Raw genomic sequence first — 26,515 nt, 5'->3', positions numbered from 1 at the left:
CTGAAATGGCATGGGATATGACGAAATCCCGTTAGGAAAAGTCATGACGAGTGGACGTGCCCAAATGCCCGAGATGCCTGTTTCTCCCTTGGACGTTCTCGATTTCTGGTGGCAGGCAGGCGCGCCGAAATGGTTCGCGGGTGGTGACAAATTCGATGGAAGCTGCCGCGACGGGTTCCGCAAAACCGTCGAAGCCGCGACCGCCGGCGCGCTGGATCACTGGGCGGAGACCGCGGACGGCGCCCTCGCGCTGCTGATCCTGCTCGATCAGATGACGCGCAACATCTACAGGGGTACACCGGAGGCGTTTGCTTCCGACGCAAAGGCCGTGTCGATTGCCGAGACCGCCCTGGAGAGAGGTTTCGACCGCGCTTTCCCCAAGGATGTGCGGGTGTTCTTCTATCTGCCGTTTGAACATTCCGAAGACATGTCCCACCAGGAGCGGTCCGTTGACCTGTGCCGGCGCCTTGGAAACACGGACTTTTATCACTACGCCCTGATCCACATGGACGTGATCAGGCGGTTCGGGCGCTTTCCGCATCGCAACAAGATCCTTGAGCGTGACTCCACTCCCGCAGAGATCGCCTATCTGGACGATGGCGGTTTTTCCGCCTGAAATCCGCTTGCCGGTATCCTTTTGCCCGTTGCCCCAGTGTAGACCGGCCGGTCTTCCGGCTTCGATATCCGGTTGCCTCATTTCGATGCTTTTGCCCAGTCTTCCATCTGCCTAATTTTTCACACCTTGCCTAAAATCCGTCTATTTTTTAGTCAGAAAAACTGCCTCGAAATTCATCACGCTCAGATTTCTTAACGGGTGAATTTTCGATCTGATCATACAAGTGTCTGAAAAAATTATCTTTTTCACTTTCTCTCGCCAGTTGGCACGGTCCTTGATTAACAGACGCCGACGTTGGCCCGGCGATTGGGTCATGGTGCATGCGAGATCTGAACAGTCTTCCAGAGGGGCTTCAAACAGACACGGCACCGGGGCTGACGACCGAGTCCCTTCGACGGGAAGGGGCGAAAAAAGGGGAATGGTACGAGCAATGAAAATAGTGATGGCCATCATTAAGCCGTTCAAGCTCGACGAAGTGCGCGATGCCCTGACGGGCATTGGCATACAGGGGCTGACGGTGACCGAAGTGAAAGGCTATGGCCGCCAAAAGGGGCATACCGAAATCTACCGCGGAACAGAGTACGCGGTGAGCTTCCTGCCGAAGCTGAAAATCGAAGTCGCCGTCGATACCTCTGATGTCGAGAAGGTAATCGACGTGATCTCCGGGGCCGCCAAGACCGGTCAGATCGGAGACGGCAAAATATTCGTTCACTCGATCGATCAGGCTGTGCGCATCCGCACTGGCGAAACAGACGCCGAAGCTCTGTGATTTAGGTAAGGAAACGTATCATGAAAAAACTTGTCGCAAAGAGTGCGGCGGCGCTTGCCGTGTTGAGCCTTTCGGCTCTGCCGGTGTTCGCTCAGGATGCAGCTGAAACTCCGGCCGTGTCTCCGGAAGTTGCTTATATCTTCAACACACTTCTGTTCCTCATCGGCGGGTTCCTCGTCATGTGGATGGCTGCCGGTTTCGCAATGCTGGAAGCCGGCCTCGTGCGTTCGAAAAACGTGTCGATGCAGTGCCTGAAGAACATTTCGCTCTACTCGATCGCAGGCGTGATGTTCTGGATCACCGGCTATAACCTGATGTACACCGGCGTCGACGGCGGTTTCATCGGTTCCTTCGGTCCCTATTCCTTCGATCCGGTCGGCGGCGACGCCCTCGACACCGGTTATTCGACGGCGTCCGACTGGTTCTTCCAGATGGTCTTCGTGGCCGCAACGGCGTCGATTGTTTCCGGTACCGTGGCCGAGCGCGTCAAGCTCTGGCCGTTCCTGATCTTCACGGCTGTTCTTACCGGCATCATCTACCCGATTTCCGGTTCCTGGCAGTGGGGCGCCGGCTGGCTCTCGGAGATGGGCTTCTCCGACTTCGCCGGTTCCACGATCGTTCACTCCGTGGGTGGCTGGGCTGCTCTGGCCGGTGCCATCATCCTTGGTGCCCGTAAAGGCAAGTATGGCGCTGACGGCACCGTGCATCCGCTTCCCGGATCGTCCATGCCGCTTGCAACGCTCGGTACGTTCATCCTGTGGCTCGGCTGGTTCGGCTTCAACGGCGCGTCGCAGCTCGCAATGGGTTCCATCGGCGATGTAACGGACATCTCGCGCATCTTCGCCAACACCAACATGGCTGCTGCTTCCGGCGTGATCGTCGCGGTGATCCTGACGCAGGTTCTCTACAAGAAGGTCGATGTGACCATGGCGCTCAACGGCGCGCTTGCCGGCCTCGTCTCCATCACGGCTGAACCGCTTGCACCGAACATGTGGGCAACGCTGTTCATCGGTGGTGTCGGTGGTGCGATCGTTGTCTTCGCTGTTCCGCTGCTCGACAAGCTGAAAATCGACGACGTTGTCGGCGCTATCCCGGTTCACCTGCTTGCGGGCATCTGGGGCACCCTCATCGTTCCGCTGTCGAACGGCGATGCTTCCTACGGCACACAGATCATCGGTATCGTGTCCTACGGCGTGTTCGCATTCGTTGCCAGCGGCATCGTCTGGTTCATCCTGAAGAGCACCATGGGTATCCGCGTCTCCGACGAAGAAGAGGCTCTTGGTCTCGACAAGGTCGAAATCGGCGTGGAAGCCTATCCGGAATTCGGAACCGGTTCTCAGCGTCTCTGAGGTTCAGAGGCGAAGAAAGAAATCTCCCAGGCGGTCTAATGGCTCGGACCGCAAACTGGAAACCCGGGGGCGACCCCGGGTTTTTTTTGTCTTCGGAACGGTGCCGCCGTTCATTTGTAATGCGTCAGGCTGAATGCGTCAGGCGGTCGGCCACGTCCTGAACCGTCTCCGAGGCGCGCTTGGCGAGCTCGATGTTGCGGGCGGACCCCTTGATGGCGTTTTCCGTGTCCTTGCGGATCTGGTGAAGGTTGCTGGACACCTTGTCGAGCGCGGCGGTCCGATCCGTCATCTGACGGAAGGTCGCCTCGTTGCGGCTGGTCAGGTCGCTCAGATAGGTCTCCACCGACGAAATCTGCTCCAGACTGTCGGCGCTTTGCGTGTCGGAAAGTTGCAGTTTCTCTTTCGCGGTTTCGACCAGCTGTCGTGTCTCGGCGAGCGATCTCGTCATTTCCGAAAGGATCGTTGCAATGGATTCAACCGCTTTCTCCGTCGATCCTGCCAGGACTTTCACCTCGCCCGCAACGACAGAAAAGCCCTTGCCGGCGTCGCCCGCCCGCGCCGCTTCGATGGTGGCGTTGAGCGCGAGCAGGTTGGTCTGAGACGAGATCGACGAGATCTCCTGCGCCAGATTTTCGATATCATTGAACTTGCTGGTCAGATCTGACGTCGCAGTGCCCAGATGCCCGACCAGCTCAGCGGCGCTGAGGCAGGTTTGCGAGATTGCGGTTATGCCCTCGCGCGCCTGCGTGATCTTGCCTCCGGCATCGGCAAGATCCTGCGTACAGCCCTGTGCTTCCAGGCCCACCGAGTGGAGATCCTTCTGGATATGCTCGGACGTCGAAATGAGGTCCGCGAGAAAGTCCGCACGTTCCTTGCTGGCGATGTTCACCGCCCTTGCGTTCTGGCCGATCTCCGAAACGACGGCCCAAGCGTCTTTCAGCTGTCGAATCTCCTCTTCGACGGGGAGCGGTGAGAGAGCGCCGCCGGGCGCCCGGTCCGGATCGCCCGGACCGGCAGGCCCGGCTCCGACAGGGGTGGCGGCCGGTCGTCCCGCATTTCCCGCCTCCTTGGTCTTCAGGGTGAGATAGGCGCTGACGAGTGAGACAATGAAGGGCACGGCCGTCGACAGGAGGGCCTGCCAGATGACGAGTTCGGCCGGCCCGAAAACGGCGTCGACCTGATTGATGACGGTCAGGATCGATCCGACGATCAGAGCCGTGATCACGGCACGCTTGAACATGGGGTGTCCCTTCAGTTTACGGGATCCGAATCATGGACGCCCGCGGTCAGTATCGGAGTCTGCCGCGCCGGCCTTTCGATACCCTAAAATATGTTGAATGAAACGGCTGATGTCACGCAGGGGTGCTGCCGGACCGCAGAAGGCCCGCCAGGTCATCATGGGTGTCGACAATCCTGTGCGCGCCGGCCTGGCGCAGCTGGTCCGCGTGGCCGTGGTGACTGTGCCCGCCGCCGACGAACCCCCAGACGGTCATTCCGGCGGCAAGGCCGGCCTTAACGCCGTTGGCACTGTCTTCGATGACCAGGCAGGAATGCGGATCTGCTCCGAGCTTCTGAGCGGCGAACAGGAACAGGTCCGGAGCCGGCTTGCCGTTCGGCACCTGTTCGCCGGAATAGATGTGGGGCTCGAAAAAAGCGTAAAGGCCCGTGTGCTGCAGTTTGTGGACCAGCCTTGCCAGGCGCGAGGACGAGGCAACCGCCCGCAATCCGCCATGGTCTTGGAGAAGCTGCTTGATACCGGCAATTTCCGACAGTTCGCGGTTGATGCGCTCCATGGTGGCCGCGTCGAGGTCGGCACTGAAGTTTTCCGGCAGCGGTCCCTTACCGAGTGCCCGGTGGTCCCGGTCCAGGGTCGCCCAGAAATCCGTGCCCCCCAGACCCTGAAACCGGTCCATGTATTCGTCCAGGTCGTAGTGCAGGCCGATCCGGGCAAGGTGTTCCCGTTCCACATCAACGTAGATCAGTTCCGAATCGACTAGAACGCCGTCGCAATCAAACAGGATTGCTTCAAATGCCATGCGCGTATCGTCCCTTTCTGACTTGAGGTGTTCGGGTCCGTACCAAGGTACGGACCCTAGTGCGAACCGTCGAACAGTCCCTTAACGACTTGTCGTTGAAACAAAATGACAAGAAGGCACGGAGGCAGGATCGCAAGCACGGCCAGCATCAGGCCGGGGAGGCTGGCACGGCCGAAAAACTGCATGCCCCTCACGAGCGTGTAGGTGGCTTCCTCCGAGGTCACCATTACCGGCCAAAGATACTGGTTCCAGCCGTTCACGAACAAGACAAGAAAGAGTGCCGCAGCCGTCGGCGCCGAAAGAGGCATCAGGATGTCCTTGAAGAATTTCCAGCTTCCGGCCCCGTCCAGCCGTGCCGATTCCAGGAGCACGTCGGGGACGGTCAGAAGGAACTGACGAAAGAACAGGGTTCCGAGCCCCGAGGCGACAAGCGGGAAGATGAGCCCGGCTTCCGTGTTCACCAGCCCCAGTTGCGCGACGACGTCATAGGTGGGCAAGAACCGGGATTCGAGCGGCAGCATCAACGTCAGCAGCAGGATCGCGAAGATGGCGCTTGCGCCCTTCACCCTGAAATAGACCAGCGTGTAGGCCGCAAGCAGGGAAACGGCCACCTTGAGCGACGCGAACCCGGTCCCCAGCACAAGCGAGTTCCACAGCATTCCGGCGACCGTGATATCTCCGGAAAAACCGGCGCTTGACGACAAAAAGGCGCTGTAATTGGCAACAAGGGCTCCGCCCGGGTCGAGGCGCGGCAGCATCGGAGTGCCGGGGGCATGCGTGGTCGCGGCGAAGAGCATATAGACCGGCAAACACATGAGCACGGATCCTGAAATCAGGATCGTGTGATCCGCGATGGTCCGGGCTCTGCGCCTGAATGCATGTGTCAAAGGTGTTTCCAACTTCGTTCCGCCTGAGCGGCTTCCCTGTATCTGGTCATACGACCACGATACCCGAATGCTTGGCCTTGTGTTCCGGCTCGACATGAATGGTGATCCGGGCACCTGGAACACCTTCCTTGATCGCGGCTTCGATCCGGTCGCAGATGTCATGGGCCGTGTCGACCGACATGTCCCCGGGGACAACGAGATGGAAGTCGATGAAGGTGGACCTGCCGGCAATGCGCGTGCGCAGGTCATGGGCTTCCAGGGCTCCCTCTCCATGCTGGGAAATCTGTTCGCGGATCGTGCCGAGAACCTCGGCGGACGCAGCCTCGTCCATCAGGCCGCCAATCGATTCCTTGACGAGTTCCCAGCCGGACCACAGCACCAGTACGCCGACGATGACCGCAAGGGCAGGGTCGAGCAGTTGCCAGCCGGTCAGCAGCACCAGTCCGACGCCCAGAAGCACGCCGACGGAGGTCACGACATCGGTCATCAGGTGCTTGCCGTCCGCGATGAGTGCGGGCGAGCTTGATCTTCTGCCGAAGCTCATCAGAAACCGGGCCCAGGCGCCGTTGATGATCGCCGATGCCAGGTTCAATCCGATCCCGAGCGGAGAATAGTTCGGATGGTCACCGGCGGTGAAACCGATCCAGGCGGCCCGGAATATCGAAATCGCGGCCAGCACGATCATCACGCCGACAAGGACGGCAGCAAAATATTCCGCCTTGTCGTGGCCGTAGGGATGGTTCTTGTCCGCGGGCTTGGACGCCAACCAAACGGCGGCGAGTGCGGCGATGGACGAGACGATATTGACCGACGTTTCGAGTGCATCGGAATAAAGAGCGACCGACGCGGTCAGAAGATAGGCGCCGATCTTGAGGGCCAGAACGAGGATGCCGACGAATATGCTCGCAAAAGCAACCCGAAGCCTCAAAGCCTGATCCATGCACTTCCCCGTTGCGTGAGCCGCGTCGCGGCAAAGGGGTAGCAGCTTTTACGCAGGAAACAAGATATTCGCCGCGTTAATCCTGTACTTTCCGGACCGGGTGTCCGGACGGATCGGTGCGGACGGCGCCTCAGGCTCCGTCGCGCAGGTTCATGACCGCGGCGCCGATGATCTTGCCCGGTCCGTCGCGGTCCTCGATCTGCACGATGATCGCGCAGCGCGCATCGCCTTTCAGCATCAGTTTGGATTTCGGCATGCGGAAGGTTTCCGCACCGCCTTCCCAGACACCGATTGGCTGGAGGTTGCGCACGATGTTCACGTAGCGGATTGTCCTGCCGGCATTCTCACCCCGGCCGATGTCGATCGTCGCCTCGTCCTCGATCCTGAGGAAATAGACCGTTGCCATCTTGGCACCGGCAGGCAGTTGCCCGTCCAGATCGGCCTGAACGACCATGTCGGATATTGTCAGATCCACCTCTGCGGTGAACGGGTCGGCGCGTTCCAGGGCCGCGCGCACGTCGCGTTCGCGGCTGCCGACAACATGTTCCTCGCCGTTGATGACCATCTGCGGGGTATAGACCGAGCGGTCGCCGCGCCGGGTGGCGTAGGCGCGCTGCCGCTGGGAGTGGACCGGGCTGGCAAGGGTGTCCTTCCACCCGAGATAGTCCCAGTAATCGACCGGCATCAGAACAGTCAGGACATCGTTGTCTTCCTCAACCAGGCGTTCGGCCAGCTTGTCCGCCGGCGGACACGACGAGCAGCCCTGGCTCGTGAACAGTTCCACCACCTTTTTCGGCTGGGCGTCGGCGACGTCAATCGACAAGACCAGTCCGGCTATTCCCGCCAGAACAACAGCACACGACCGGAAAGCCCGTTGCGCTTTCCGAAATTCAAGACCCACCATTTGGCTCGTTTCCTTTTTCGGTTGCTGGTAAAATATGCAACTTGGCTTTCAATCGCGAGTCACGAGCCGGTGACATCGGAGAGATCGGGGGAAATTCGCAGAAATGTGAAATCGGCCGACCTGGCCGTTACCGGTTCTCGGCCATGATCTTACTGAGTTCCGGCAGGAAGACTTCCTGGTAGGACGCGGGGCTCAGCGGTCCGATGAACTTGTACCGGATCGTGCCTTGCCTATCGATGACGAAGGTTTCCGGCACCCCGTAGACGCCCCATTCGATGGCGGTTCTTCCGGCCGGATCCGCGCCGATGCGGCTGTAGGGATTGCCGAGACTTCCGAGGAAGCGCCGGGCATTCTCGGGCTTGTCCTTGTAGTTGATGCCGAGCAGCTGAATGCCGTCGACCTTTGCCAGATCTTCCAGGAGCGGGTGTTCCTGGCGGCAGGGAACGCACCAGGACGCAAACACGTTGACGACAGATACCTTGCCGAGCAGGTCGTCGCGGGAAAATCCCAGAACCGGAGCGCCTTCGCTTGAAATGCCTTCCACGGCGGCCAGGGAAAACTCGGGGGCGGGTTTGTCGATCAGCGCGGACGGGATCTTCTGGGGATCGTTGCCCATCAGAAGCTGGAACATGAACAATCCGGCCAGCGCCATGAACACGACGAGAGGCAGCAGGACCAGAACGGGGAAGCCGCGTTTTCCGGCTGTGCCTTCAGAGGTCTTGTCCGGATCGAGCCCGGTTTCCGGTGCTTCCATTTCGGTCATTGTTTGCTGGTGTCCGGTCGGTTGCGTGAAATTCCCTGATCGGCGAGCTGCTTCAGCGCCCGGTCCTGGACGACCTTGTCGATCCTGACCCAGGCGACAAGGGCCACAACCGTCAGAAAGCAAAGCGCGTAGGACGCGATGATGAAACCGGAATGCGGTCCGAGATCCATGGGCTTACTCCGCAGGCTGCGCTGTCGCCGCAGCGGTTCCAGGATGTGAAGCGCTCGCCGCTCTCATGCGCAGCGCGCGAACGCGGCGGCGCAGGATTTCGTTGCGCATCGCCATCAGGTGCAGGACGAAGAACAGCAGAGTAAAGGCCACCGCCATGATCAGGAGTGGCCAGAGCTGGTCCGGGTGGATGGTCGGCCCGTCGAAGCGCATGACGCTGGCGGGCTGATGAAGGGTGTTCCACCAGTCCACGGAAAACTTGATGATCGGCAGGTTGAGCGCGCCGACAAGCGTCAGTACGGCCGCGGCCTTGCCGGCCTTGATCGGGTCGTCCATCGTCCGCCAAAGGGTCATGAGACCCAGATACATGATCAGAAGCACCAGGACGGATGTCAGGCGCGCATCCCAGACCCAGTAGGTTCCCCACATGGGTTTGCCCCACAAGGATCCGGTCAGCAACGCCATGAAGGTGAAGGCGGCGCCGATCGGGGCAGCACTTTTTGCGGAAACATCCGCGAGCGGGTGTTTCCAGACCAGCGTCCCGATCGAGGAAAGCGACATGACCGTGTAGCACATCATGCACAGCCAGGCGGCCGGGACATGGATGTACATGATCCGGATGGTCTGACCCTGCTGGTAGTCCTCGGGTGCCTGGAAGCTCATGTAGAGCCCGATTGCGAAGGTGATTACACACAGGCCGACAAGCCAGGGCAGAATGACCTGCACCAGCCTCAAGAACCGCGTCGGATTTGCATAATCCCAAAATGCCATGGTGTCTTACTTACTGCACTCTCCCGGTTCCTTCAATGCACTGCCATGTCGCAGACCGCATTGCGCTCGATCAAGAATGGGCGATGTTCGCGTCTTGTGGCTCAGTCGGAAGAGAAACGCAGGGCGGCCGCCGAAGCGACGGGACCGACAACCGCGGCGATCAGGGTGAGCGCACACAGGATCAGGAACGGCGTCAGGAACGGGACCGGGTCATGAATGGCGGCATCGGCCGCACTGACGCCGAAGATCAGAACGGGGATGGCGATGGGGATGACAAGAACGGCAAGCAGCAGGCCTCCCTTTCGCAGCGAGACGGTCAGCGATGCGCCGATCGCACCGATCAGGGTGAGCGCGGGTGTTCCGACGAGCAGCGTCAGGGTGACGGCCCCCATCGACACCGGGTCGAGGTTCAAAAACACGCCGAGAAGCGGGGCCGCAACGACCAGCGGCAGACCGGTCGCGATCCAGTGGGCCAGGCATTTCACCAGCACCACGAGTTCAAGCGGGCGGCCGGACATCATCATCAGATCGAGGGTGCCGTCCTCCCGATCGGCCTGAAACAGCCGGTCGAGCCCGAGAAGGGTTGCCAGCAGAGCGCCGATCCAGAGGATGGCCGGACCGATGCGGGCCAGAAGATTGAGGTCCGGACCGACACCGAACGGAATGACGGTGACCACGGCCAGAAAGAACAGGACGCCCACGAGCGCGCTGCCGCCGACGCGGACCGAGAGACGCAGATCGCGCCTGAACAAGGCCATCGCCCAACCGCTCATGACAAAGCATCCTCCATCGGCAACGCGGCCGGGTCGCTTGCCTTCAGGTGCAGCGTGCGGGTCTGGTCGAGCGCGAGGTCGGTATGCGTCGCCGTGACGATGAGGCCGCCGTTTTCCAGATGGGCATTCATCAGGCCGAGAAGCTGCTGTTCGGACGCCTTGTCGAGCGCGGATGTCGGCTCGTCCATGAGCCAGACCGGCCGCGGCGTGATCAGAAGACGCGACAGGGACAGGCGCCGCTTCTGCCCGGCGGAAAGATAGGCTGCAGGGAGCTGCGCCGTGTGGCCGATCCCGAGGGTTTCCAATGCCTCTCGCGGCGTGCATTTTCCGCCACTGAAGCCGCCCGGTTCACAGGGCGCGGTGAAACTCTGCCAGAAGTGGAGATTTTCCAGAACGGAGAGCGCCGGTTTGACGGCATCCTGATGGCCGAAATAATGCGCCTGTTCCTGCGGCAGCAGATCAGGCAGCCCGCCGTCCAGCCGCAATGCGCCGGAGGCAAGCGGAACCAGCCCGGCCAGCGTTCTGAGCAGGGACGATTTGCCGATGCCGTTGGCACCGGTCACGACGAGAGCTTCCCCTTTTTCAACGGTAAAGGACAGATCCTGAAACACCCGGCGTCCACCGCGGTCGATCGTCAGGTTTTCGGCAACAAGCTTCAGAAGTCTGCTCCGCATGAAAGGGCACGTTTGTCTTGTTAGTTCCGCGCACTGTTATCACGCAAGACATTTCGGCGGCCTTAATCTCTGTCAAACGCGCACTGCTTCCATGGAAGAAACCTGTGTGCCTGTCTGGGCCGGGTGCACTGGACCGATCGGCGGGCATCCAGAGTCAATCGAAAATCTGCTCAATCTCTTCGATGCCAACGCCTTCCTTCACTTCCCTCAGCCGCAGGTAGACTAGGCAGGCAACGATACAAATGAAGCCGATTACGAGACCGAAGGTGACCAGGGAGGATGCGAAAGACAGAATTCCGCTCAAGGTGTCCGAAACCAGTGAAGCCAATGCTGTCAGCAAAACCGTGGCTATCGAGAACACAAGCTGAACTGCGACGCTGCACAAACCGGCCAGAAACATCGTTCCCAGCACAGGCAGCCGGTATCCTTTCGTGAGTTCCATGCTTCGCCCAAGACTGCGCAAGCCCCTCTTCTCGATGACGGCTGCCGAAGGCATGAGGGAGAATGCGGCAATTGCCCAGAGGTAGATCACGAAGAACACCGGCAGCGCCACGAATGAGAGCAGCGTTGTCGCAAACCCCAGGACGAACACGGAGGCCTGGAGCGCAAGCAGAGCAACACCGATGGCAAGGCCAAGCAGGACGATAGCCGGTGCGGCGGCCAGCGAAGGCCCGAAAATCTCCCGCAGACTTCTCGTCTTTTGATGTTTTGCATCATAGGTCAGCTTCGTCACCGCCGCCGAAATAAGGGAGATTGCGGCGCAGAACGTCAGCAGGGACGTGACCGTATAAGCAGCCACCATCGGCCAGTTGGCGGCCGGGTTTTCGAGATTGATCGCCCCCGTACTGGAGAGCATCAGGCCGATTGGCACGACAAAAAGTGCCATTGGCACCGAAGAGACCAGGATCACCCTGAAAATGTTTTTGATCAGGATGGAAAAACTCTCCGCGATTATGGTGCCGACACCCAATGGCGCTTTGGGTTCCGGTGCCGCCACATACGGCTTTGCCTGATCTTCTGAATCATGAGGGACCAATGGGGCCTGTTCAGTCTGATTTCGCAATTATCTAAAACTGAAATTTCCTGATTGTTCTTGGCCGACCGTAGGTTGGCTCGGGTTTGAGCTCAAGCGGAAATGCGCGCGCGACGGTTTGCTGCTGGAACATGAGGTAGACTGCCCTCAGCGCCCGTTGAGGACGATGAGGGCGATCAAATCAATCGAAGACCGACGCGATCTGGTCGACGTTGACGCCTTCCTTGATCTCCCGAAGCCGGGCGTAGATCAGCGCGATGAGGATACTGATGTAACCGGCGCCAAGCGTGGACATTCCGGCAAACAGCACGACACCGATGACAAGTCCGATCGAACCGATACTGGCGATCAGGCCGACCACAAAGACGGCAAGGAAGCTGATGATCACGGACAGGATGATCCCGAGGATCAGTGCGCCGATGATCGGCCAGCGATACTCCTTGGTGAGAAAACGGCTGCGTCCCATCGCGCCGAAACCGGCACGTTCGATGACGATGACGGGAGCGATCACGGCAAATACCGCATAGACCCACAGTCCGGGCACGATGAGCAGGACCAGGCCGATGGATACCAGGATCGACACGACGATCGTGATGACCGCAAGAGGGACGATGACGCTGATGGCGGGTCCGATGTACCGGCCGAGCTGGATGGGGCGGGACAGTTTTGCGTCATAGGCAAGCTGAACGAGAAGTGCCGTCGTGATGGAATAGACCACCATGTTGATCAGCAGCGACAGAATGCTCGCAACGACGCTGCCCGGACCCGAGAACTCCTGAACTTCCAGACCAAGGGCGACGTTGAAACCGGTCAGCGCTCCCGAGATCAGGAAGCCGATCAGCGTGGGTACGAAACCGATGATGATGATCTTGATGAAGTGGCCGAACAGAATCGAGAAACTCTCGCCGACAATCGAGCCGACACCGAGCGGCGCCATGGGTTGGCTGTAACCTGTGTCCGTCATGCAATTACTCCGTTTTCGTCAAAAAGAATCACTTAATGCAAAAATCCCCGGGGCGTTGTGCCTGCACCTGAAACGCGGGCGCCTCGTCCCGGGGATCCTGACAATAAAAGCAACGGAACCTGTCCACAAGCGGTGCGGCGGACCCGGACCGATCCGAAGGGTCAGTCAAACACGGAGGCGATCTGGTCAACACTCACACCTTCCTTGATCTCGCGGAGCCTGGCGTAGATCAGCGCGATCAGGATACTGAAGAGGCCCGCGCCGAATGTGGATACCAGGGCTTCCAGGATCAGGTCCAGGACAAGGTTTCCGAACAGCATGGACACGAGGGCCGATGCGACGCCGATCACCATGTTGATGCCGATCAGGATGAGCAGGAACAGCACGATCAGTCCGACGATCGGCCAGCGGTACTCCTTCGTAAGCCCTGCACTGCGGCCAAGGCCGCCAAAGCCGGCTTTTTCGATAACGATCGCGGGTGCCAGCACGGAAAACAGGGCCAGGATCCACAGCCCGGGCACGACAAGCAGCGCCAAGCCGATCATCATCAGGATACCCGAAATGATGCTGAGGATGATCAGGGGCAGCAGGGTCGAGAATGCCGGACCGAGATATCTGACCATGCGCGGTTGCCTGTTCATTTTCGCGTCATAGGCAAGCTGAACGAGCAAGGCCGTTGTTACGGCATAGACCACGAACTGGATAATGATCACCAGAAATATGGCGATCGCGATGCCGGTTCCGTCGAAGTCGGGAACGGAGGTGCCCGCCAGTGTGCCAAATCCGATAAGGGCACCCGACAGGATCAGACCGACCAGTGTCGGACCGAAGGCCAGCAGGTAGACCTTGAAAAAGTTGCCGAAGAAGATTGCGAAACTGTCTCCAAGCAATGTCGTGATCCCAAGCGGTTGCCGGGGCTGAGCCGTCGAAACATCCACCATCACATCTTCCTCGCTTTCCAATTCGTCCATGCAACAACGTCACCGGCAATTTCGCAGGCCTCAGTCGAAGACCGACACGATCTGGTCGACACTCACGCCCTCCTTGATTTCGCGGAGCCGGGCGTAAATCAGAGCAGTCAGGACACTGACAAGGCCCGTACCGATCGCGGTGAGGGCGGCGTAAAGGACAATCGACACGGCCAGGATGCCGCTGCTCATTGCGAGATCGGTCACAAACAGCGCCAGGACGATGATCGCCATGGCGCAGGCCCAGGTGATGGCCAGCGCTCCGAGAATCGGCCAGCGGTAGCCTTTGGTCAGTTTCGCGCTGCGGCCCAGTCCCTTGAAGCCAAGCCGCTCGATGACGACGGCCGGCTCCATCACGGAAAACACGGCGTAGACCCAGAGACCAGGGATGATGAGGGCGAGCGCGGCGACCCCCACGAGCAGGCCGACGACGATGCCGAGTATCGCGATCGGAAAGATCGACGCCATGGCGGGAGCTATGTATTTACCGAGCCTGATTGGCCGTTCCAGTTTTGCGTCATAGGCCAACTGGACCAGAAAGGCGGTTGTGACTGAATAGACGACCAGGTCCACCAGCCCGGTCAAGGCACTGGCGCCTCCGGATGCTGTCTCTGTTTCATCCAGGCTCAGGACCGTATCGAAACCAACGAGCGAACCTGAAAGAACGACACCCAGAAGGCTGGGCACGAAGCCGATCATCAGAATCGGGAATAAATGCCTGCCCAGAGTAGAGAAGCTCTCTGCAACAAGGGTGCCGACGCCAAGCGGCATGTGAGGTTCCGGAAACTGTTCGTCCGTCATGTTTGCTCCAGCCGTGGCGAGATTGAAGACGGCTCCGGATTTCCGGAAGGTTTCAGCAGGTCACTCACGCATCCTCACCGTTCTTCGCATAGTGCTTGTTTTCGCGCCGGTCTCCGAAAAGCTGGCGCTGTTCCAGATGCTCGCGCTGCGCCTTGTAGAAGGCCTGCAGAAACTTCATCCGGTCTCCGGGCGGAACGGGGCTGGCATAGCCGATCTTCTTGCGGATCTTCTCGACGATTGCCGCGATCGTCTTGTCCCGCTCCGCCAGGATATTGCCGGCCGGGCGCGTCTCTTGCGCGCGCAGGAGCCCTTCCAGCGTCTGTAGTTCGAACGCGCCGTAATGGTCGAGCTGGTGGGACAGGAACACGAACCCCTTGCGGTCCTGGGTCAGCGCGCGGGGTTCCCTTGCCAGGTCCTTCAGGAGCACGGGGACCGGCAGGTGGATGACATGCGTGCCGGCCATCATGTCGCCCAGCCGCCGGCGATAGCGGTCGAAGATCGGTATGAACAGGCACACCGCGATCCACCCGAAGGCAAGGAGCGATGCCAGTGGAGAGGACGCGTCCAGCATCAGAACAAGCGTCCCGGGCAGAAACACCTCTGCTTCCTTCATCATGTTGCGAAGGACCAGTGCGTGGGTCGTCAGGGGACCGCCGTCATGGGAGACGACCTTGATCTTCATGATGCGCTTGCCGAGCGTCTGACCGTTCCAGGCCAGTTCGGCGAGGATGTAATAGGGAACGCGAATGAGGAAAAACAGGAGCGCGCCGATTGCCACGAGGGTCTGCGGTCCGGTGATGTTCAGCGTTGCAAACAGGATCATGATGCAGATCAGAGCGGCGGTCGTGATGGCGATATCGACGATCTGCGCACCGAGCCGGACACCGACGCCGGCAATCTGCATCGTCAGCGGCACGCCCTCCGGCGGCATGAGCTGATCGGGTGAAGGGCGTTCCGTTTTCCGTTTTTTTCGCAGCCTTGGGATCATTTGTGGTCACGCCCCGCGAACACAAACCAGCTCAGCCAGAGCGCGCCGATGCCCCAGCCGATGATGAAACGCATGTAGATGTCCTGGACGAGCTGCCTGCCGAAACCTTCCAGGAACGCTGCGACCAGAAGCATCAGCGCGGCGACAAGCGCCAGTTTCAGGGCATCGCGGCCCGCCAGCCGCAGCGACGTGATGCGCGAGACGTCACCGGGAAACATCAATGCTGTTCCGAGCTTCAGCCCGCCGGCACAGGCGATGCAGATTGCCGAGAGCTCCGTGACCCCGTGGATCGACAGCCAGCCGGCGATGTCCGGGCCGAGGCCCCGGTCGACATGCAGCGCATAAAAGGCCCCGAGCATCAGGCCGTTGTAGAATGTGAGAACGATCGCGGGTGCGCAGGCGAACACGCCAAGTCCGAAGACGAAGATCGCGATGCGGGTATTGTGCGAGAACAGATAGGTGGCAAACGCACCCAGCCCGGAGGCGTCGGGGTTCTCGTCATAAATGACGGACCGAAGGGCTTCGTAGGTGGCGTCGGGTCCGCGTCCACCGGCCAATTCCGCCGGCATGAAGACGTAGTACCAGTCGGGGCTTTCGAAATAGAGAAGGTATCCGGAAAGGGCACCCAGCCCCATGCACAGGAACCCGAGCAGGATGAAAGGCCAGGAGCGGCGCATGGCCTGGGGGGCGCTGCAGGCGAAGAACTTCCGAAAAAGGCCGCCAAGGCGTTCCTGAGGCGCATAGACACACAGGTAGGCGCGGGCGGTCAAAGCTTCCAGGTAGCCGAGCAATGCCCTGTCGAGCGAGATTTCGCGCGCGATTGCGAGCGATGTCGTTGCCTGCCGGTAGAGGGACGCCAGGTCCCGGGCCTCTGCGAAATCCATGTGCTGCACGCCGCGGCTTTCCGCGGACAGGACAAGCTGCTCAAGCCGCTGCCAGTCAGCCTCCCGTTCCTTGCGAAAGCGCGCCGAGCGCATGAGATCCTGATCCTGCATCAAATCATCTCCCGCGCCTTGATTTCCAGGTAGGTCGAAATCAGGCGGGCCGTGACCGCGTTCGGCTTGGCGTCGACGATCGTCACTCCCATGCGGGCAAGTCTTTCCAGCACGAGCCTGCGTTCGTTCATGGACTGGTTGGCCGCAACGAGGGTCGCCGCGCCGTCGAGGCTGTCCGGTGCGGTTTCAACCAGGGTTTCCATGTCGGGATCGCGGATGGCGACGAAGATCAGGAGATGGCGCTTTGCAAGGATGCCGATATTCTCGATCAGGAGTTCCGCCGAGGTCGTGTCGATGAAGTCGGTGAAGACGATGATCAGGCTGCGCTTGGGCGTGCGCGCGTTCAGTTCCGTGAGCGCGAGCGTGTGATTGGTCTCCCGGCTGACATAGGAGAGTTCCGCGGTCCAGTTGCGCAACCGGGCAAAGGCATTGCGACCGGGCGCCGGGGCGGCGAAGGTTCGCGGGCGGACGTCATAGGAATAGTATCCGACGAGATCGCCGCCGACTGCGGCGGCCCAGGCCGTCGCGAGACCCGCCGTGACCGCGTGGTCGATCTTCGGCAGCCCGGCGATTTCCTCGCGCATGAGATAGCCGTTGTCGAGGGCGATGATCACGTGGTGGTTCCGTTCCGCACGCAATTCCTTTGCGACCAGCGAGCGGCGCTTGGCCGAGCGTTTCCAGTCGATCGACTTGATGTCCATGCCGGGCACGAAATCGCGCAACTGGTGGAATTCGGATCCCTCGCCCAGTGCACGGTTTTCCTTGACGCCGTAAAGGGTCGACATGACCGTCGTCGTGATTTCACCGGATTGCACCTGCCGGATGTTGGGCACGACACGAAGTTCGGCTTCCAGATTGAGCCTCGGGACGAACTCGAGCAGTCTCAGCTTCGACACCCAGAACAGCCAGAGATGTTCCAGATGCCAGATGCCCCGCCGCACCGCACGGACCTCCAAGTCCGCGTGGCCGGTGCCGTCGGCGCCGGGCAGAAAGGCGATCTCGTGCGCGCCGCTCAGGCCTTCCGGCCACTCCAGTTTCGCGCTCAGGTTCCGCGGTGCCCGGTCAAGAGCAAGCCGGAGGCGGACCGTCTCGCCGACGAAGATTTCCGGGGGTGCCTCGAAGGTCAGGTTTTTCGGACGCTGCAGCGATGACGCCATGTCGAAGGCGACCAGCAGTCCGAGAAGCAACCAGGGAAGAAGGGCAAGATCGCGCAGCGCCGTGCTCGCGACGATCATGGTCAAGGAAACCAGAAGCGTCACGCCGGCAAGTGCGAGCAATCTTTTCGACGGGCGTATCAGCGCGGTGCCTCGATCTGGTTGAGAATGTTGTCAAGAACCTGATCGGCGCTGCGCCCCTCGATTTCGGCAGCCGGACCAAGAACGATCCGGTGGCGAAGCGACGGCACGAACAGGCGTTTGACGTCGTCGGGGATGGCGAAGTCGCGCCCGTTGAGGGCCGCGGTCGCCCGCGTTGCGCTGACCAGTGCGTCGGCGGCGCGGGTCGAGGCGCCGAATGCGATTTCGGAATTCTGGCGTGTCGCCCTGACGAGACGCAGGATATAGGCGAGGATGTCGTCCTTCAGAATGATGCCGTCGACCAGCTTGCGGGTTTCCGCAAGCGCAGCCGCGTCCAGCACCTTCGACAGCGTCGCCGTTTCCAGTCCCGATTCCAGCGGCTGTGCCGCATGCTGGCGCAGGATGGCCATTTCCGTCGCCTCGGGCGGGAAATCGATCATGAGCTTGAACAGGAACCTGTCCAGCTGGGCCTCGGGCAGGGGGTAGGTGCCCTGCTGTTCGATCGGGTTCTGCGTCGCGACAACGATGAATTCGCTGCCGAGGGAATGGTCGGTGCCGTCGATCGAAACCGTGCGTTCGTTCATGGCCTGCAACAGGGCGGCCTGGGTCTTGGGCGGCGCGCGGTTGATTTCATCCGCAAGCAGCACCTGGGAAAAGACCGGTCCCTTGGTCAGATTGAATTCATTCGTCCTGAAATCGAAGATCGAGGTGCCGAGAACATCACCGGGCATGAGATCCGGCGTGAACTGGATGCGGCCGAAATCAAGGTCGAGCGCAGCGGAAAAACTGCGTGCCAGAAGCGTCTTTGCCGTTCCCGGAGGCCCCTCAAGCAGGACATGACCCCGCGCAAACAGAGCGACCAGCAGAAGGTCGATGATTTCGTCCTGGCCGAGGACGGCTTTTCCGATCTCGGCTCTCAGGGCGTCCGTGCGTTGGCGTAGGACCTCAAGCGTCATGGGTGATTTGCTCCAAAACCTGTTCGAACTCGTCTATGAGGTGAATTGCCTCTGCGGCGTGAATGCGCGCGGGCAGTCGTCTGATCTCGGCAAGGACCGACCGGAGCCGGGCTGCCTGGTCCGGATGCCGGCGGTCCGCGAATTTCAGGAATTCATCCTCGCTTGCATAATGGCGGGCGTGAGACGGGCCGAAGAGCGAGGCCGCCACCGCCGATATCCGGGCGGCTGCATATTCGTGCACGAGCGCCCCGTCCTGACCGGAAAGCCGCATCAGCCGGGCCCGCGCCTCGATGGCGAGCGCCTTGCCCGAGCCGGCCGTGGCGCGCTCGCGCAGGACCGGCCCGTACCGGAGTGCGGCGGACCACAGGAACAGCACGAGCAGGGCACCCGCGCCAAGCCACAGAATGAGAAACGGCGGACCGAAGAAACGGCTGAGGTCGGACCAAGTGCGTTCGCGGACCGGTTCCTGGAACGGATCGCGCAACCAGGATGTCCGGCTGTAATCGATGACGATGTTGCCCTCGCCGGTTTGTGACGACAGGAAGTCCGCCGCGATTTGCGCGTTGTCGCCGAGACGAAGACCGTGGTTGTTCAGGAGATCCGGGTCGGACAGGACAAGCACGCGATCGCGTGCGCCGTCGACCTCAAGCGATGCGTCGGCGGGCAGCGGGCAACTGCCCAGTATCATCGCATCGGATGTCCCTATGATCGGATCGCAGCCCTCCTTGCGGAACATCTGAGCGGCATAGAGCCTGGCGCCGAGGGTGGCACCGTCCGTGGCGCGATAGCTGAATTCGGTAAAAGGCGTTCGTCCGTAGACAAGGTCCGCTGTACCCCCGCCGGTGATTTCCTCAAGCGTGTCCGTGATCTTGCCGGGTTCGATCAGCAGCACCGGGTGCGCGATCCCGGTGAGGCGCATGCCGCTGCGCCACTTCGGGAGCACGACAAGCGTTGGAACGGTTTGCGCCTTGGTGAGGATCGCCTCGGTCGCGAAGTCATATTCATCCGACTGAAGCAGATATTCCTCCTTGGACGCCGGCGGCGTGCGCGCGACGTCCAGCGCGGTGTCATAGACGGGCAGGATCAGGAGATCGACGGTTGTCTGGTCGATCGGCCAGCCGCCGGAAAAATTGTAGGAGGTGATGTCGTTGGAGGTCAGCCAGACCTGAAGGCCGTCCAGGCCCGAAGGTGAACTGCGTAGGGTCTGCTGGCGCTGCGACATGACATACCAAACAGCCAGTGCGGCAACGACGACGACGGCCGCAATCACAAGGACCTCGATGCGCGGGCCGCCGGACCGGGGTGCTGTGGACGTCTCGCTCATGACGCACCGGCTCCCAGAAGTTGCTGGCAGGAAGAGACATGGTCCCGGAACTCGTCCTCCGACACGTCCCGGCCGCCGAACTGCACGCGCTCACTGGTCAGGACAAGCGCGCGCAGAAGGGACTGCTGGGCGTCCGCAAGCGGGATGTTGCGCAGGGTGTCGCGCGCTGTCCAGCTGCGCTGCATGAGCACGCCGTTGGTCGTCGCCAGAGTGGCCAGGACCTTCTGCGTCAGCAAAACCAGCGCCTGGCGTCTGTCCGCGATCCCCAGGATATCATTGAACGATCCGAGCTTTTCCGCCCAGGCCGGGGTGTTCTGAGGCCCGGCCGCGCGGCGGCTTTCGGGGTTGTCTGCGTCCCTTTGCAACGTGATCGCGATGTTTCCGCCGAAGCGGAGCACAAGATAGATGATGCCGGCCAGGATGAGGCCGGCAATCAGCATGAAGGTCCAGCGCGCACCGGGCAACGGGACGTTTTCCGATCCGGAGCGGGCCGTCGGCTGCAGGGGCTGCTGTTCGGTTTCAAGCTTGGGCGCCGGGGCCGTGGGATCATAGTAGGCGACGTCCGGATCGATCCCCCGCAGGCGGATCGACCGCAGATATTCCTCGCCCGATTCCCCGATTTCCAGCGGTTCACGAACCGGTTCCTGCGCGTTGACCGCGATCAGGGGGGCCGTCAGGCCGAGTATCAGGAAGGTCAGAAACAAGCGCCGCATGGTCGTTTTGATAGCGGGAACGGGTTAACGTGGCAATAATCCGGTGCCGGCGGCAAAGCCCGATCTCTGGTTGTATTGACATTGTCAATCCACACAGGGCTCTTCGTCCCGTGCCGGTGGCGGGAAACGGCGCTAAAAAATCGTCGGGCAAAGCTCTGGAAATTTTTGTATACGTTTGTATATAAAATCTGATCCGTTCGACGGGGCTCCAGCCTTCACGGGCGATCACTTGTTGCCCTGCTCACGAGACAATCGTGCGCTAACTCTGGTGATCGGCGCCAAAGTTTTGTATAGGGGCAGCGAGGCGGTGCGCATTTGACGGCATAGCCCGTCGGTCCACCGGAAACGGGCATTTTCGGCTCCATCCGCGGAGCCGCCGGAGATCATGACAGGCAGCGGGTCAGACGCGAACCTGCTGCTGCGGACAGTGAAGGAGAGCACGTGCCGTGACCCAGTCCCTTGACAGTTTCAATTGCAAAAAGACTCTTCAGGTCGGTGACAAGACCTACACCTACTTCTCCATTCCCGAAGCGGAGAAAAACGGTCTCGAAGGTGTCTCCAAACTGCCGTTTTCCCTGAAAGTCGTTCTTGAGAACCTGCTGCGCTTCGAAGACGGCCGCTCCGTCACCAGGGAAGACATCGTTGCCTGTGCCGAGTGGCTGAAGGAGAGAAAATCCTCGCACGAGATCTCCTACCGGCCTGCGCGTGTGCTGATGCAGGACTTTACCGGCGTTCCCGCGGTCGTTGATCTTGCGGCCATGCGCGATGCCGCGGTGAAGCTTGGCGGCGACCCGGAAAAGGTCAATCCCCTGGTTCCGGTCGACCTGGTCATCGACCACTCGGTGATGGTCGATTATTTCGGCACCAAGGACGCGTTCAAGCTGAATGTGGAACTGGAATATGAGCGCAACCAGGAGCGCTACGAATTCCTGCGCTGGGGCCAGTCCGCATTCGACAATTTCCGCGCCGTGCCTCCCGGAACCGGTATCTGTCACCAGGTGAACCTGGAATATCTTGCGCAGACGGTGTGGACCAAGGAAGAAAACGGCGAGACGGTCGCCTACCCGGATACGCTTGTCGGCACCGACAGCCACACGACGATGGTCAACGGACTGGCGGTACTGGGCTGGGGCGTCGGCGGCATCGAAGCGGAGGCCGGCATGCTCGGCCAGCCGATTTCCATGCTGATCCCGGAAGTCATCGGCTTCAAGCTGACCGGCAAGCTGAACGAGGGCATCACCGCGACCGACCTTGTGCTGCGGGTGGTGGAAATGCTGCGCCAGAAAGGCGTTGTCGGCAAGTTCGTGGAATTCTACGGGCCCGGTCTCGACAACCTGTCGTTGGAAGATGCGGCGACCATCGCCAACATGGCTCCGGAATACGGCGCGACCTGCGGTTTCTTCCCGGTCGACAACGAAACGCTGAAATATCTTGAGGCGACCGGCCGCGACAAGGACCGGGTTGCCCTTGTCGAGGCCTATTCCAGGGCACAGGGCATGTTCCGCGCCGGCGGCGAGGAGCCGGAATTCACCGACACGCTGGAGCTGGATATCACCACGGTCGTTCCGGCCGTCTCCGGGCCCAAGCGCCCGCAGGACCGCATCAATCTCTCCGACGCCGCCAGCGGCTTCGCAAAGACCATGGCGGAAGAGTTCAAGAAAGCGGACGAACTTTCCAAGCGGGTCGCGGTCGAGGGCAAGGAGCACGATCTCGGCAACGGCGACGTCGTTATCGCCGCGATCACCTCCTGCACCAACACGTCCAATCCGTCGGTTCTGATCGGAGCGGGCCTCGTCGCCCGCAACGCGCTGAAAAAGGGCCTCGACGTCAAGCCGTGGGTGAAGACCTCGCTGGCGCCGGGTTCGCAGGTTGTGACCGACTACCTGGAAAAGGCCGGCCTTCAGGACGATCTGGATGCGCTCGGCTTTGACCTTGCCGGTTACGGCTGCACCACCTGTATCGGCAATTCCGGTCCGCTCGATCCGGCCATTTCGGCTGCGATCAACGACAACGATCTGATCGCCTGCTCGGTGCTGTCCGGCAACCGCAACTTCGAAGGACGGGTGAACCCGGATGTGCGTGCCAACTACCTGGCATCGCCGCCGCTGGTCGTCGCCTACGCGATCGCCGGAAATCTGAACGTCAACATCACCGAAGACCCGCTCGGCAATGACCAGGACGGCAATCCGGTCTATCTCAGGGATATCTGGCCGAGCACGGAAGAGATCACCGATCTCATCCGCGCTTCCATCACCGAAGAGATGTTCCGCGGGCGCTACGGCGACGTCTTCAAGGGCGATGCACACTGGCAGAACATCAAGGTGGAAGGCGGGCTGACCTATACCTGGCCGGTCTCCTCGACCTACGTGCAGAACCCGCCCTACTTCGAGGGCATGACCATGGAGCCGCAGCCGCTCGAGGACATCGAGAACGCCGCGGTCATGGGCCTGTTCCTGGATTCCATCACCACCGACCACATCTCTCCGGCCGGTGCCATCAAGGCCGACAGCCCGGCGGGCCAGTACCTGTCCGAGCACCAGGTCGCCCGCAAGGACTTCAACTCCTACGGCTCGCGCCGCGGCAACCACCAGGTCATGATGCGCGGCACCTTCGCCAATATCCGCATCAAGAACCAGATGGTGCCGGGCGTCGAAGGCGGCGTCACGATGAAGGACGGCAAGAAGGAATGGATCTATGACGCCTGCATGGAATACAAGGAAGCCGACACGCCGCTGGTGATCTTTGCAGGCAAGGAATACGGCACGGGATCCTCGCGCGACTGGGCGGCCAAGGGCACCAAGCTGCTCGGCGTGCGCGCCGTGATCACCCAGTCCTTCGAGCGCATTCACCGCTCCAACCTTGTCGGCATGGGGGTCATCCCGCTGACCTTCAAGGAAGGCGAGAGCTGGCAGTCGCACGGCATCAAGGGCACCGAGCGCGTCACCATCCGGGGCATTGCCGACATCAAGCCACGGCAGATGATGGACGTGGAGGTCACCTACGAGGACGGCACCACCAAGACCATCGAATGCCTGTGCCGCGTCGATACCGAGGACGAGCTGGAATACATCAAGGCCGGCGGCATCCTCCACTACGTGCTGCGGAACCTGGTCAGCAGCTGATCCCTGCTGAAACCGGAGTGAACTTTGAGCGGGCCCTGCGGGGCCCGTTTTCGTTTTGGGCAGGAAACTTGGCGCGTTCGTTATCTTTCTCACAATTCAATTTACCCGGGCTTAATGTCTGAAAGTAAACATGAGGTGTGGGAATGATAATATTTGGACGTTGCAATGCCCGAGGATATTTATAGCGAAGCAGGATTGGTATTTATTGCAGGGTTAACTTTACTATTAATGATTTTTATTATCGGATTTTGGCTGTTTTTGTCTAAAATTGTCGGGTTTTTACCCAGAAGCCCCAGATTGAGAACGGTCTCGCCAGCCTTCACGGTTGAGCCGGACCGCATCCACGATATCCTCGAGCAATCCAGCAACCGGGCGGCGCGGCGCATCAGGCGGCCCGTGCCGGAGCCGGAGGCCCGCGCAGACGCCGGGCGTACCGCCGACGCCGCGCGGCTGGCATTCGACGGCAGCGCCGCACGTCAGGTTTCCCATGCGGACAGATCCTCCCGGGGGTCGGCTGAAATACTGGAAACGGTTTCAGTGGTGCTGCGCAGGCAGGTTCCGATCCGCTCCGATGAAAAGCCGCGGTCATGGCTTGGCGGGCTTCCGATGATGCCCGACAACGTACCCTGGCCGAAGTCGATCTCGCTCGGGCATCCGCAGCGCGGCGAGATCCCGCTTCATTTTCTGGGACAGATCTGTTGTGCGGAGCTGCCGGAGGAACTCTGGGGCGGGCTGGGGCCGCGCGACGGCTGGCTCCTCTTTTTCATTGATCCGAATACGCGCGATCTAGACGGGCGAACCGAGGGCTGCCACGTGATCCACACGCGCGCGCTCGGCTCCGAGCGTCCGGCGCCTGCGGAGCTGGGTCCGGTCCGAGACGGAACCCACGCCGGAGCGCACGATGTTCAATCCGAAGGCGCAGGTGACGCCGCGAACACCTGGCGCCGCTGGCCGGTCGACTTCGTGACCGTGCCGAACAGAGTCGTTCGCGACGGCGAAATCCTGCGCGTCGCGCCGGACCGGTTCGCGCATGTGCTTTATGCGGGCAAGGAAGTCTCAGATGCCGAACGTCCGCCGGTGCCGGAACCGTTCACCGTGCGGATGGCGCTTGACGTCCTGACGTCCATCGAGACCCGCCTCGCCAAGCAGCCCCTCAAGCCCGATCTGCCGCAAACGGTTCTGGACGCGCTGGAGGACCCAGAGGTTTTGCACGCGCTCAGGCCGGATGTCTCCGCCCTGCAACACGAGATCAGGGAGCTGGAACAATCCCTGAGCGCTGCCGCCGAAACGGATGGTGCACAGCCGGAAACGGACCTTGAACGCCTTTGGCAGTTGGAGGAACGGCTGGAACACGACAAGAGACTGGCCGCGGTGCTTGACCGGTTTCCGTCGCCGGTTTCGCTTCGGAACTACCGGCAGGAAACCATCCGCGCCAACGAGAGCTGGCGGGAGGATGCCTTGCGCGACCTGCGCGACATCATCAACCAGCTTCGCTCGGACGAGCCGGACAGGGCGCTTTCGAACGGGGAATGGGCCGATATTGCCGTTCATCTCGACCAGACCCGGACCAGCTATTTCGAGTTCCGGAACACCGAGGGAAGCGAACAGGGCGTGCAGGCGTTCGAGCAGGATGTCTCGCTTTCCGGGCTCTACAACGCGGCCTATGTGCGCCTTTGGGAATACGTCGCGGATTATTATGCCGATCCCGAACACCGGCCTCTGATCCCGGCGGACGTTCTCAGCCGGTTCGAGCCCTACTGGCGCCGGTTGAACGACAACCGGCCGCACCGGACGGGCGGGGCCTTCGATGGCGTCCAGTCCGAGCCGAAAGGCGGCCCGACGTCGCGCGTCCTGCTCCTGCATCTTGCGAGCGACGATGCCATGCATTGGGCGTGGGCTGATGCCGGGATTGTCTATTTCACGATTTCGACGCAAGATCTGCAAGACGGACGGTTCGAAAACGCGACGGTCACCCTGGAGTGTTACTGAGTTCGGGTCCCCGTCCGCAATCTGTCAGATCGGGGTTGAACAATGTCCCAGGCACGGCCGCCCAAGGTTTCCCACATCGCCCCTGTCCTCCGGGTCAGCGATCTCGGCCAAGCGCTCGCCTATTACCGGGACAGCCTGAAATTCACCGTCGCGTTCGAGTGGGCGGACGGTGAGGGAGAGCCGGTCCGCTACGCGGTTCTCGAATACGGAGAGGCCGGTGTCCACCTGACGCAGAGCGACCAGCCCGGCGGCGCCACTGCCTATTGCTTCGTCGACGACATCGACGCCTATCATGCGCTGGCAAAGGCGTCCGGCGCCAATATTACCGAGGATATCAGGGATCAGCCCTGGCGGATGCGCGAATTCGAAACGCGCGATCCTGACGGGAATGTGCTCCTTTTCGGCGAACATCTCGACCGTGTCGAGATGCGCGAAAAACCGGGGCACCGGCACCTGTGGGACAGTTTCTGGTATCACGGGATCTTCCACCCGCATGATCATGGCGCTTCCAAGGATGGGACAGGGGACTGACGCGGCGGAGGTTGGCTGCCTCACCAAATACACCCACTGCTGTCCGGTTTAACTCGGAAAATGCTCCAGCGAGGCGATCCCCAGTCTATATGCTTGTCATTCCGGCTGAAGCGTAGCGGAAAGCCGGAACCCAGTAACCACATGATTTTAATCAATTTTTCAATCTCCGGCCACAACGGGTACTGG

General features: G+C 60.9%; 26 protein-coding genes. 6 read left to right on the top strand and 20 right to left on the bottom strand.

Annotation, left to right across the window (positions count from 1 at the left end):
• Positions 1-43: 43 nt before the first annotated feature.
• From ACO07N_RS06120 to ACO07N_RS06110, 3 genes are all read left to right on the top strand, one after another.
• Positions 44-616 (top strand): DUF924 family protein, encoded by a 573-nt coding sequence (locus tag ACO07N_RS06120; RefSeq protein ID WP_421980175.1) that lies wholly within the window; start codon positions 44-46, stop codon positions 614-616.
• Between the two features lie 430 nt (positions 617-1,046).
• Positions 1,047-1,385, top strand: coding sequence for a P-II family nitrogen regulator (locus ACO07N_RS06115; RefSeq protein ID WP_421980174.1), 339 nt, complete (start codon positions 1,047-1,049; stop codon positions 1,383-1,385).
• A 20-nt stretch (positions 1,386-1,405) separates the two neighbouring features.
• On the top strand, positions 1,406-2,734 hold the full coding sequence (locus ACO07N_RS06110; RefSeq protein WP_319384556.1) for an ammonium transporter: 1,329 nt from the start codon (positions 1,406-1,408) through the stop codon (positions 2,732-2,734).
• Positions 2,735-2,858: 124 nt separating this feature from the next.
• On the opposite strand, the gene ACO07N_RS06105 is transcribed toward ACO07N_RS06110, so the two are convergent.
• The 20 genes from ACO07N_RS06105 to ACO07N_RS06010 all read right to left on the bottom strand — a co-directional run bounded on the left by ACO07N_RS06105 (position 2,859) and on the right by ACO07N_RS06010 (position 20,687).
• Entirely contained in the window at positions 2,859-3,974 is a 1,116-nt protein-coding gene (locus tag ACO07N_RS06105; protein ID WP_421980173.1) for a methyl-accepting chemotaxis protein, read from the bottom strand.
• 112 nt (positions 3,975-4,086) lie between these two features.
• Complete coding sequence (locus ACO07N_RS06100; RefSeq protein ID WP_421980172.1) at positions 4,087-4,770, bottom strand: HAD family hydrolase; 684 nt, start codon at positions 4,768-4,770, stop codon at positions 4,087-4,089.
• Positions 4,771-4,826: 56 nt separating this feature from the next.
• Entirely contained in the window at positions 4,827-5,657 is an 831-nt protein-coding gene (locus ACO07N_RS06095; protein WP_421980171.1) for a carbohydrate ABC transporter permease, read from the bottom strand.
• Positions 5,658-5,703: 46 nt separating this feature from the next.
• Positions 5,704-6,597, bottom strand: a complete 894-nt coding sequence (locus ACO07N_RS06090) for a cation diffusion facilitator family transporter (protein ID WP_421980170.1) — start codon at positions 6,595-6,597, stop codon at positions 5,704-5,706.
• A gap of 130 nt (positions 6,598-6,727) precedes the next feature.
• A complete protein-coding gene (locus tag ACO07N_RS06085) occupies positions 6,728-7,420 on the bottom strand; it encodes a DUF1223 domain-containing protein (RefSeq protein ID WP_421980169.1) in 693 nt (230 codons plus the stop codon).
• 208 nt (positions 7,421-7,628) lie between these two features.
• Positions 7,629-8,255: a DsbE family thiol:disulfide interchange protein gene (locus ACO07N_RS06080; protein ID WP_421984384.1), complete on the bottom strand. Its 627-nt coding sequence runs from the start codon at positions 8,253-8,255 to the stop codon at positions 7,629-7,631.
• Between the two features lie 5 nt (positions 8,256-8,260).
• Positions 8,261-8,434, bottom strand: coding sequence for a heme exporter protein CcmD (ccmD, locus tag ACO07N_RS06075; RefSeq protein ID WP_421980168.1), 174 nt, complete (start codon positions 8,432-8,434; stop codon positions 8,261-8,263).
• A gap of 4 nt (positions 8,435-8,438) precedes the next feature.
• Positions 8,439-9,203: a heme ABC transporter permease gene (locus tag ACO07N_RS06070; protein WP_421980167.1), complete on the bottom strand. Its 765-nt coding sequence runs from the start codon at positions 9,201-9,203 to the stop codon at positions 8,439-8,441.
• 101 nt (positions 9,204-9,304) lie between these two features.
• Entirely contained in the window at positions 9,305-9,976 is a 672-nt protein-coding gene (gene ccmB / locus ACO07N_RS06065; protein WP_421980166.1) for a heme exporter protein CcmB, read from the bottom strand.
• Entirely contained in the window at positions 9,973-10,650 is a 678-nt protein-coding gene (gene ccmA / locus ACO07N_RS06060) for a heme ABC exporter ATP-binding protein CcmA (RefSeq protein WP_421980165.1), read from the bottom strand. The genes ccmB and ccmA overlap by 4 nt, the downstream gene beginning before the upstream one ends.
• 154 nt (positions 10,651-10,804) lie before the next feature.
• The gene (locus ACO07N_RS06055) at positions 10,805-11,647 is read right to left on the bottom strand and encodes a hypothetical protein (RefSeq protein ID WP_421980164.1); all 843 of its coding nucleotides are present in this window, start codon (positions 11,645-11,647) and stop codon (positions 10,805-10,807) included.
• 217 nt (positions 11,648-11,864) lie between these two features.
• Entirely contained in the window at positions 11,865-12,647 is a 783-nt protein-coding gene (locus ACO07N_RS06050; protein ID WP_421980163.1) for a hypothetical protein, read from the bottom strand.
• A 161-nt stretch (positions 12,648-12,808) separates the two neighbouring features.
• Positions 12,809-13,618 carry a hypothetical protein gene (locus ACO07N_RS06045; RefSeq protein WP_421980162.1) on the bottom strand — a complete coding sequence of 270 codons (810 nt, stop codon included), beginning with the start codon at positions 13,616-13,618 and terminating at the stop codon, positions 12,809-12,811.
• 30 nt (positions 13,619-13,648) lie between these two features.
• Positions 13,649-14,416, bottom strand: a complete 768-nt coding sequence (locus ACO07N_RS06040) for a hypothetical protein (protein WP_421980161.1) — start codon at positions 14,414-14,416, stop codon at positions 13,649-13,651.
• A gap of 64 nt (positions 14,417-14,480) precedes the next feature.
• Positions 14,481-15,347, bottom strand: a complete 867-nt coding sequence (locus ACO07N_RS06035) for an RDD family protein (protein ID WP_421980160.1) — start codon at positions 15,345-15,347, stop codon at positions 14,481-14,483.
• Between the two features lie 53 nt (positions 15,348-15,400).
• Positions 15,401-16,399, bottom strand: coding sequence for a stage II sporulation protein M (locus ACO07N_RS06030; protein WP_421980159.1), 999 nt, complete (start codon positions 16,397-16,399; stop codon positions 15,401-15,403).
• Entirely contained in the window at positions 16,399-17,676 is a 1,278-nt protein-coding gene (locus ACO07N_RS06025; RefSeq protein WP_421980158.1) for a DUF58 domain-containing protein, read from the bottom strand. Before ACO07N_RS06025 ends, ACO07N_RS06030 begins: the two co-directional genes overlap by 1 nt.
• 17 nt (positions 17,677-17,693) lie before the next feature.
• The gene (locus ACO07N_RS06020) at positions 17,694-18,650 is read right to left on the bottom strand and encodes an AAA family ATPase (RefSeq protein WP_421980157.1); all 957 of its coding nucleotides are present in this window, start codon (positions 18,648-18,650) and stop codon (positions 17,694-17,696) included.
• Complete coding sequence (locus ACO07N_RS06015; protein ID WP_421980156.1) at positions 18,640-19,974, bottom strand: hypothetical protein; 1,335 nt, start codon at positions 19,972-19,974, stop codon at positions 18,640-18,642. The genes ACO07N_RS06020 and ACO07N_RS06015 overlap by 11 nt, the downstream gene beginning before the upstream one ends.
• The gene (locus tag ACO07N_RS06010) at positions 19,971-20,687 is read right to left on the bottom strand and encodes a DUF4129 domain-containing protein (protein ID WP_421980155.1); all 717 of its coding nucleotides are present in this window, start codon (positions 20,685-20,687) and stop codon (positions 19,971-19,973) included. Before ACO07N_RS06010 ends, ACO07N_RS06015 begins: the two co-directional genes overlap by 4 nt.
• A 446-nt stretch (positions 20,688-21,133) precedes the next feature.
• Between ACO07N_RS06010 and acnA the strand changes: the two genes are divergently transcribed.
• From acnA to ACO07N_RS05995, 3 genes are all read left to right on the top strand, one after another.
• On the top strand, positions 21,134-23,809 hold the full coding sequence (gene acnA, locus ACO07N_RS06005) for an aconitate hydratase AcnA (protein WP_421980154.1): 2,676 nt from the start codon (positions 21,134-21,136) through the stop codon (positions 23,807-23,809).
• Between the two features lie 297 nt (positions 23,810-24,106).
• On the top strand, positions 24,107-25,798 hold the full coding sequence (locus ACO07N_RS06000) for a DUF1963 domain-containing protein (RefSeq protein WP_421980153.1): 1,692 nt from the start codon (positions 24,107-24,109) through the stop codon (positions 25,796-25,798).
• 42 nt (positions 25,799-25,840) lie between these two features.
• Entirely contained in the window at positions 25,841-26,329 is a 489-nt protein-coding gene (locus ACO07N_RS05995) for a bleomycin resistance protein (RefSeq protein WP_421980152.1), read from the top strand.
• The last annotated feature ends 186 nt before the right edge of the window (positions 26,330-26,515 follow it).

It is taken from the genome of Roseibium sp. (assembly GCF_965229775.1).
Taxonomy (GTDB): Bacteria; Pseudomonadota; Alphaproteobacteria; order Rhizobiales; family Stappiaceae; genus Roseibium.
Note: the sequence above shows the minus strand (reverse complement) of the source record. Positions and strands in the feature narration are given on the sequence as shown.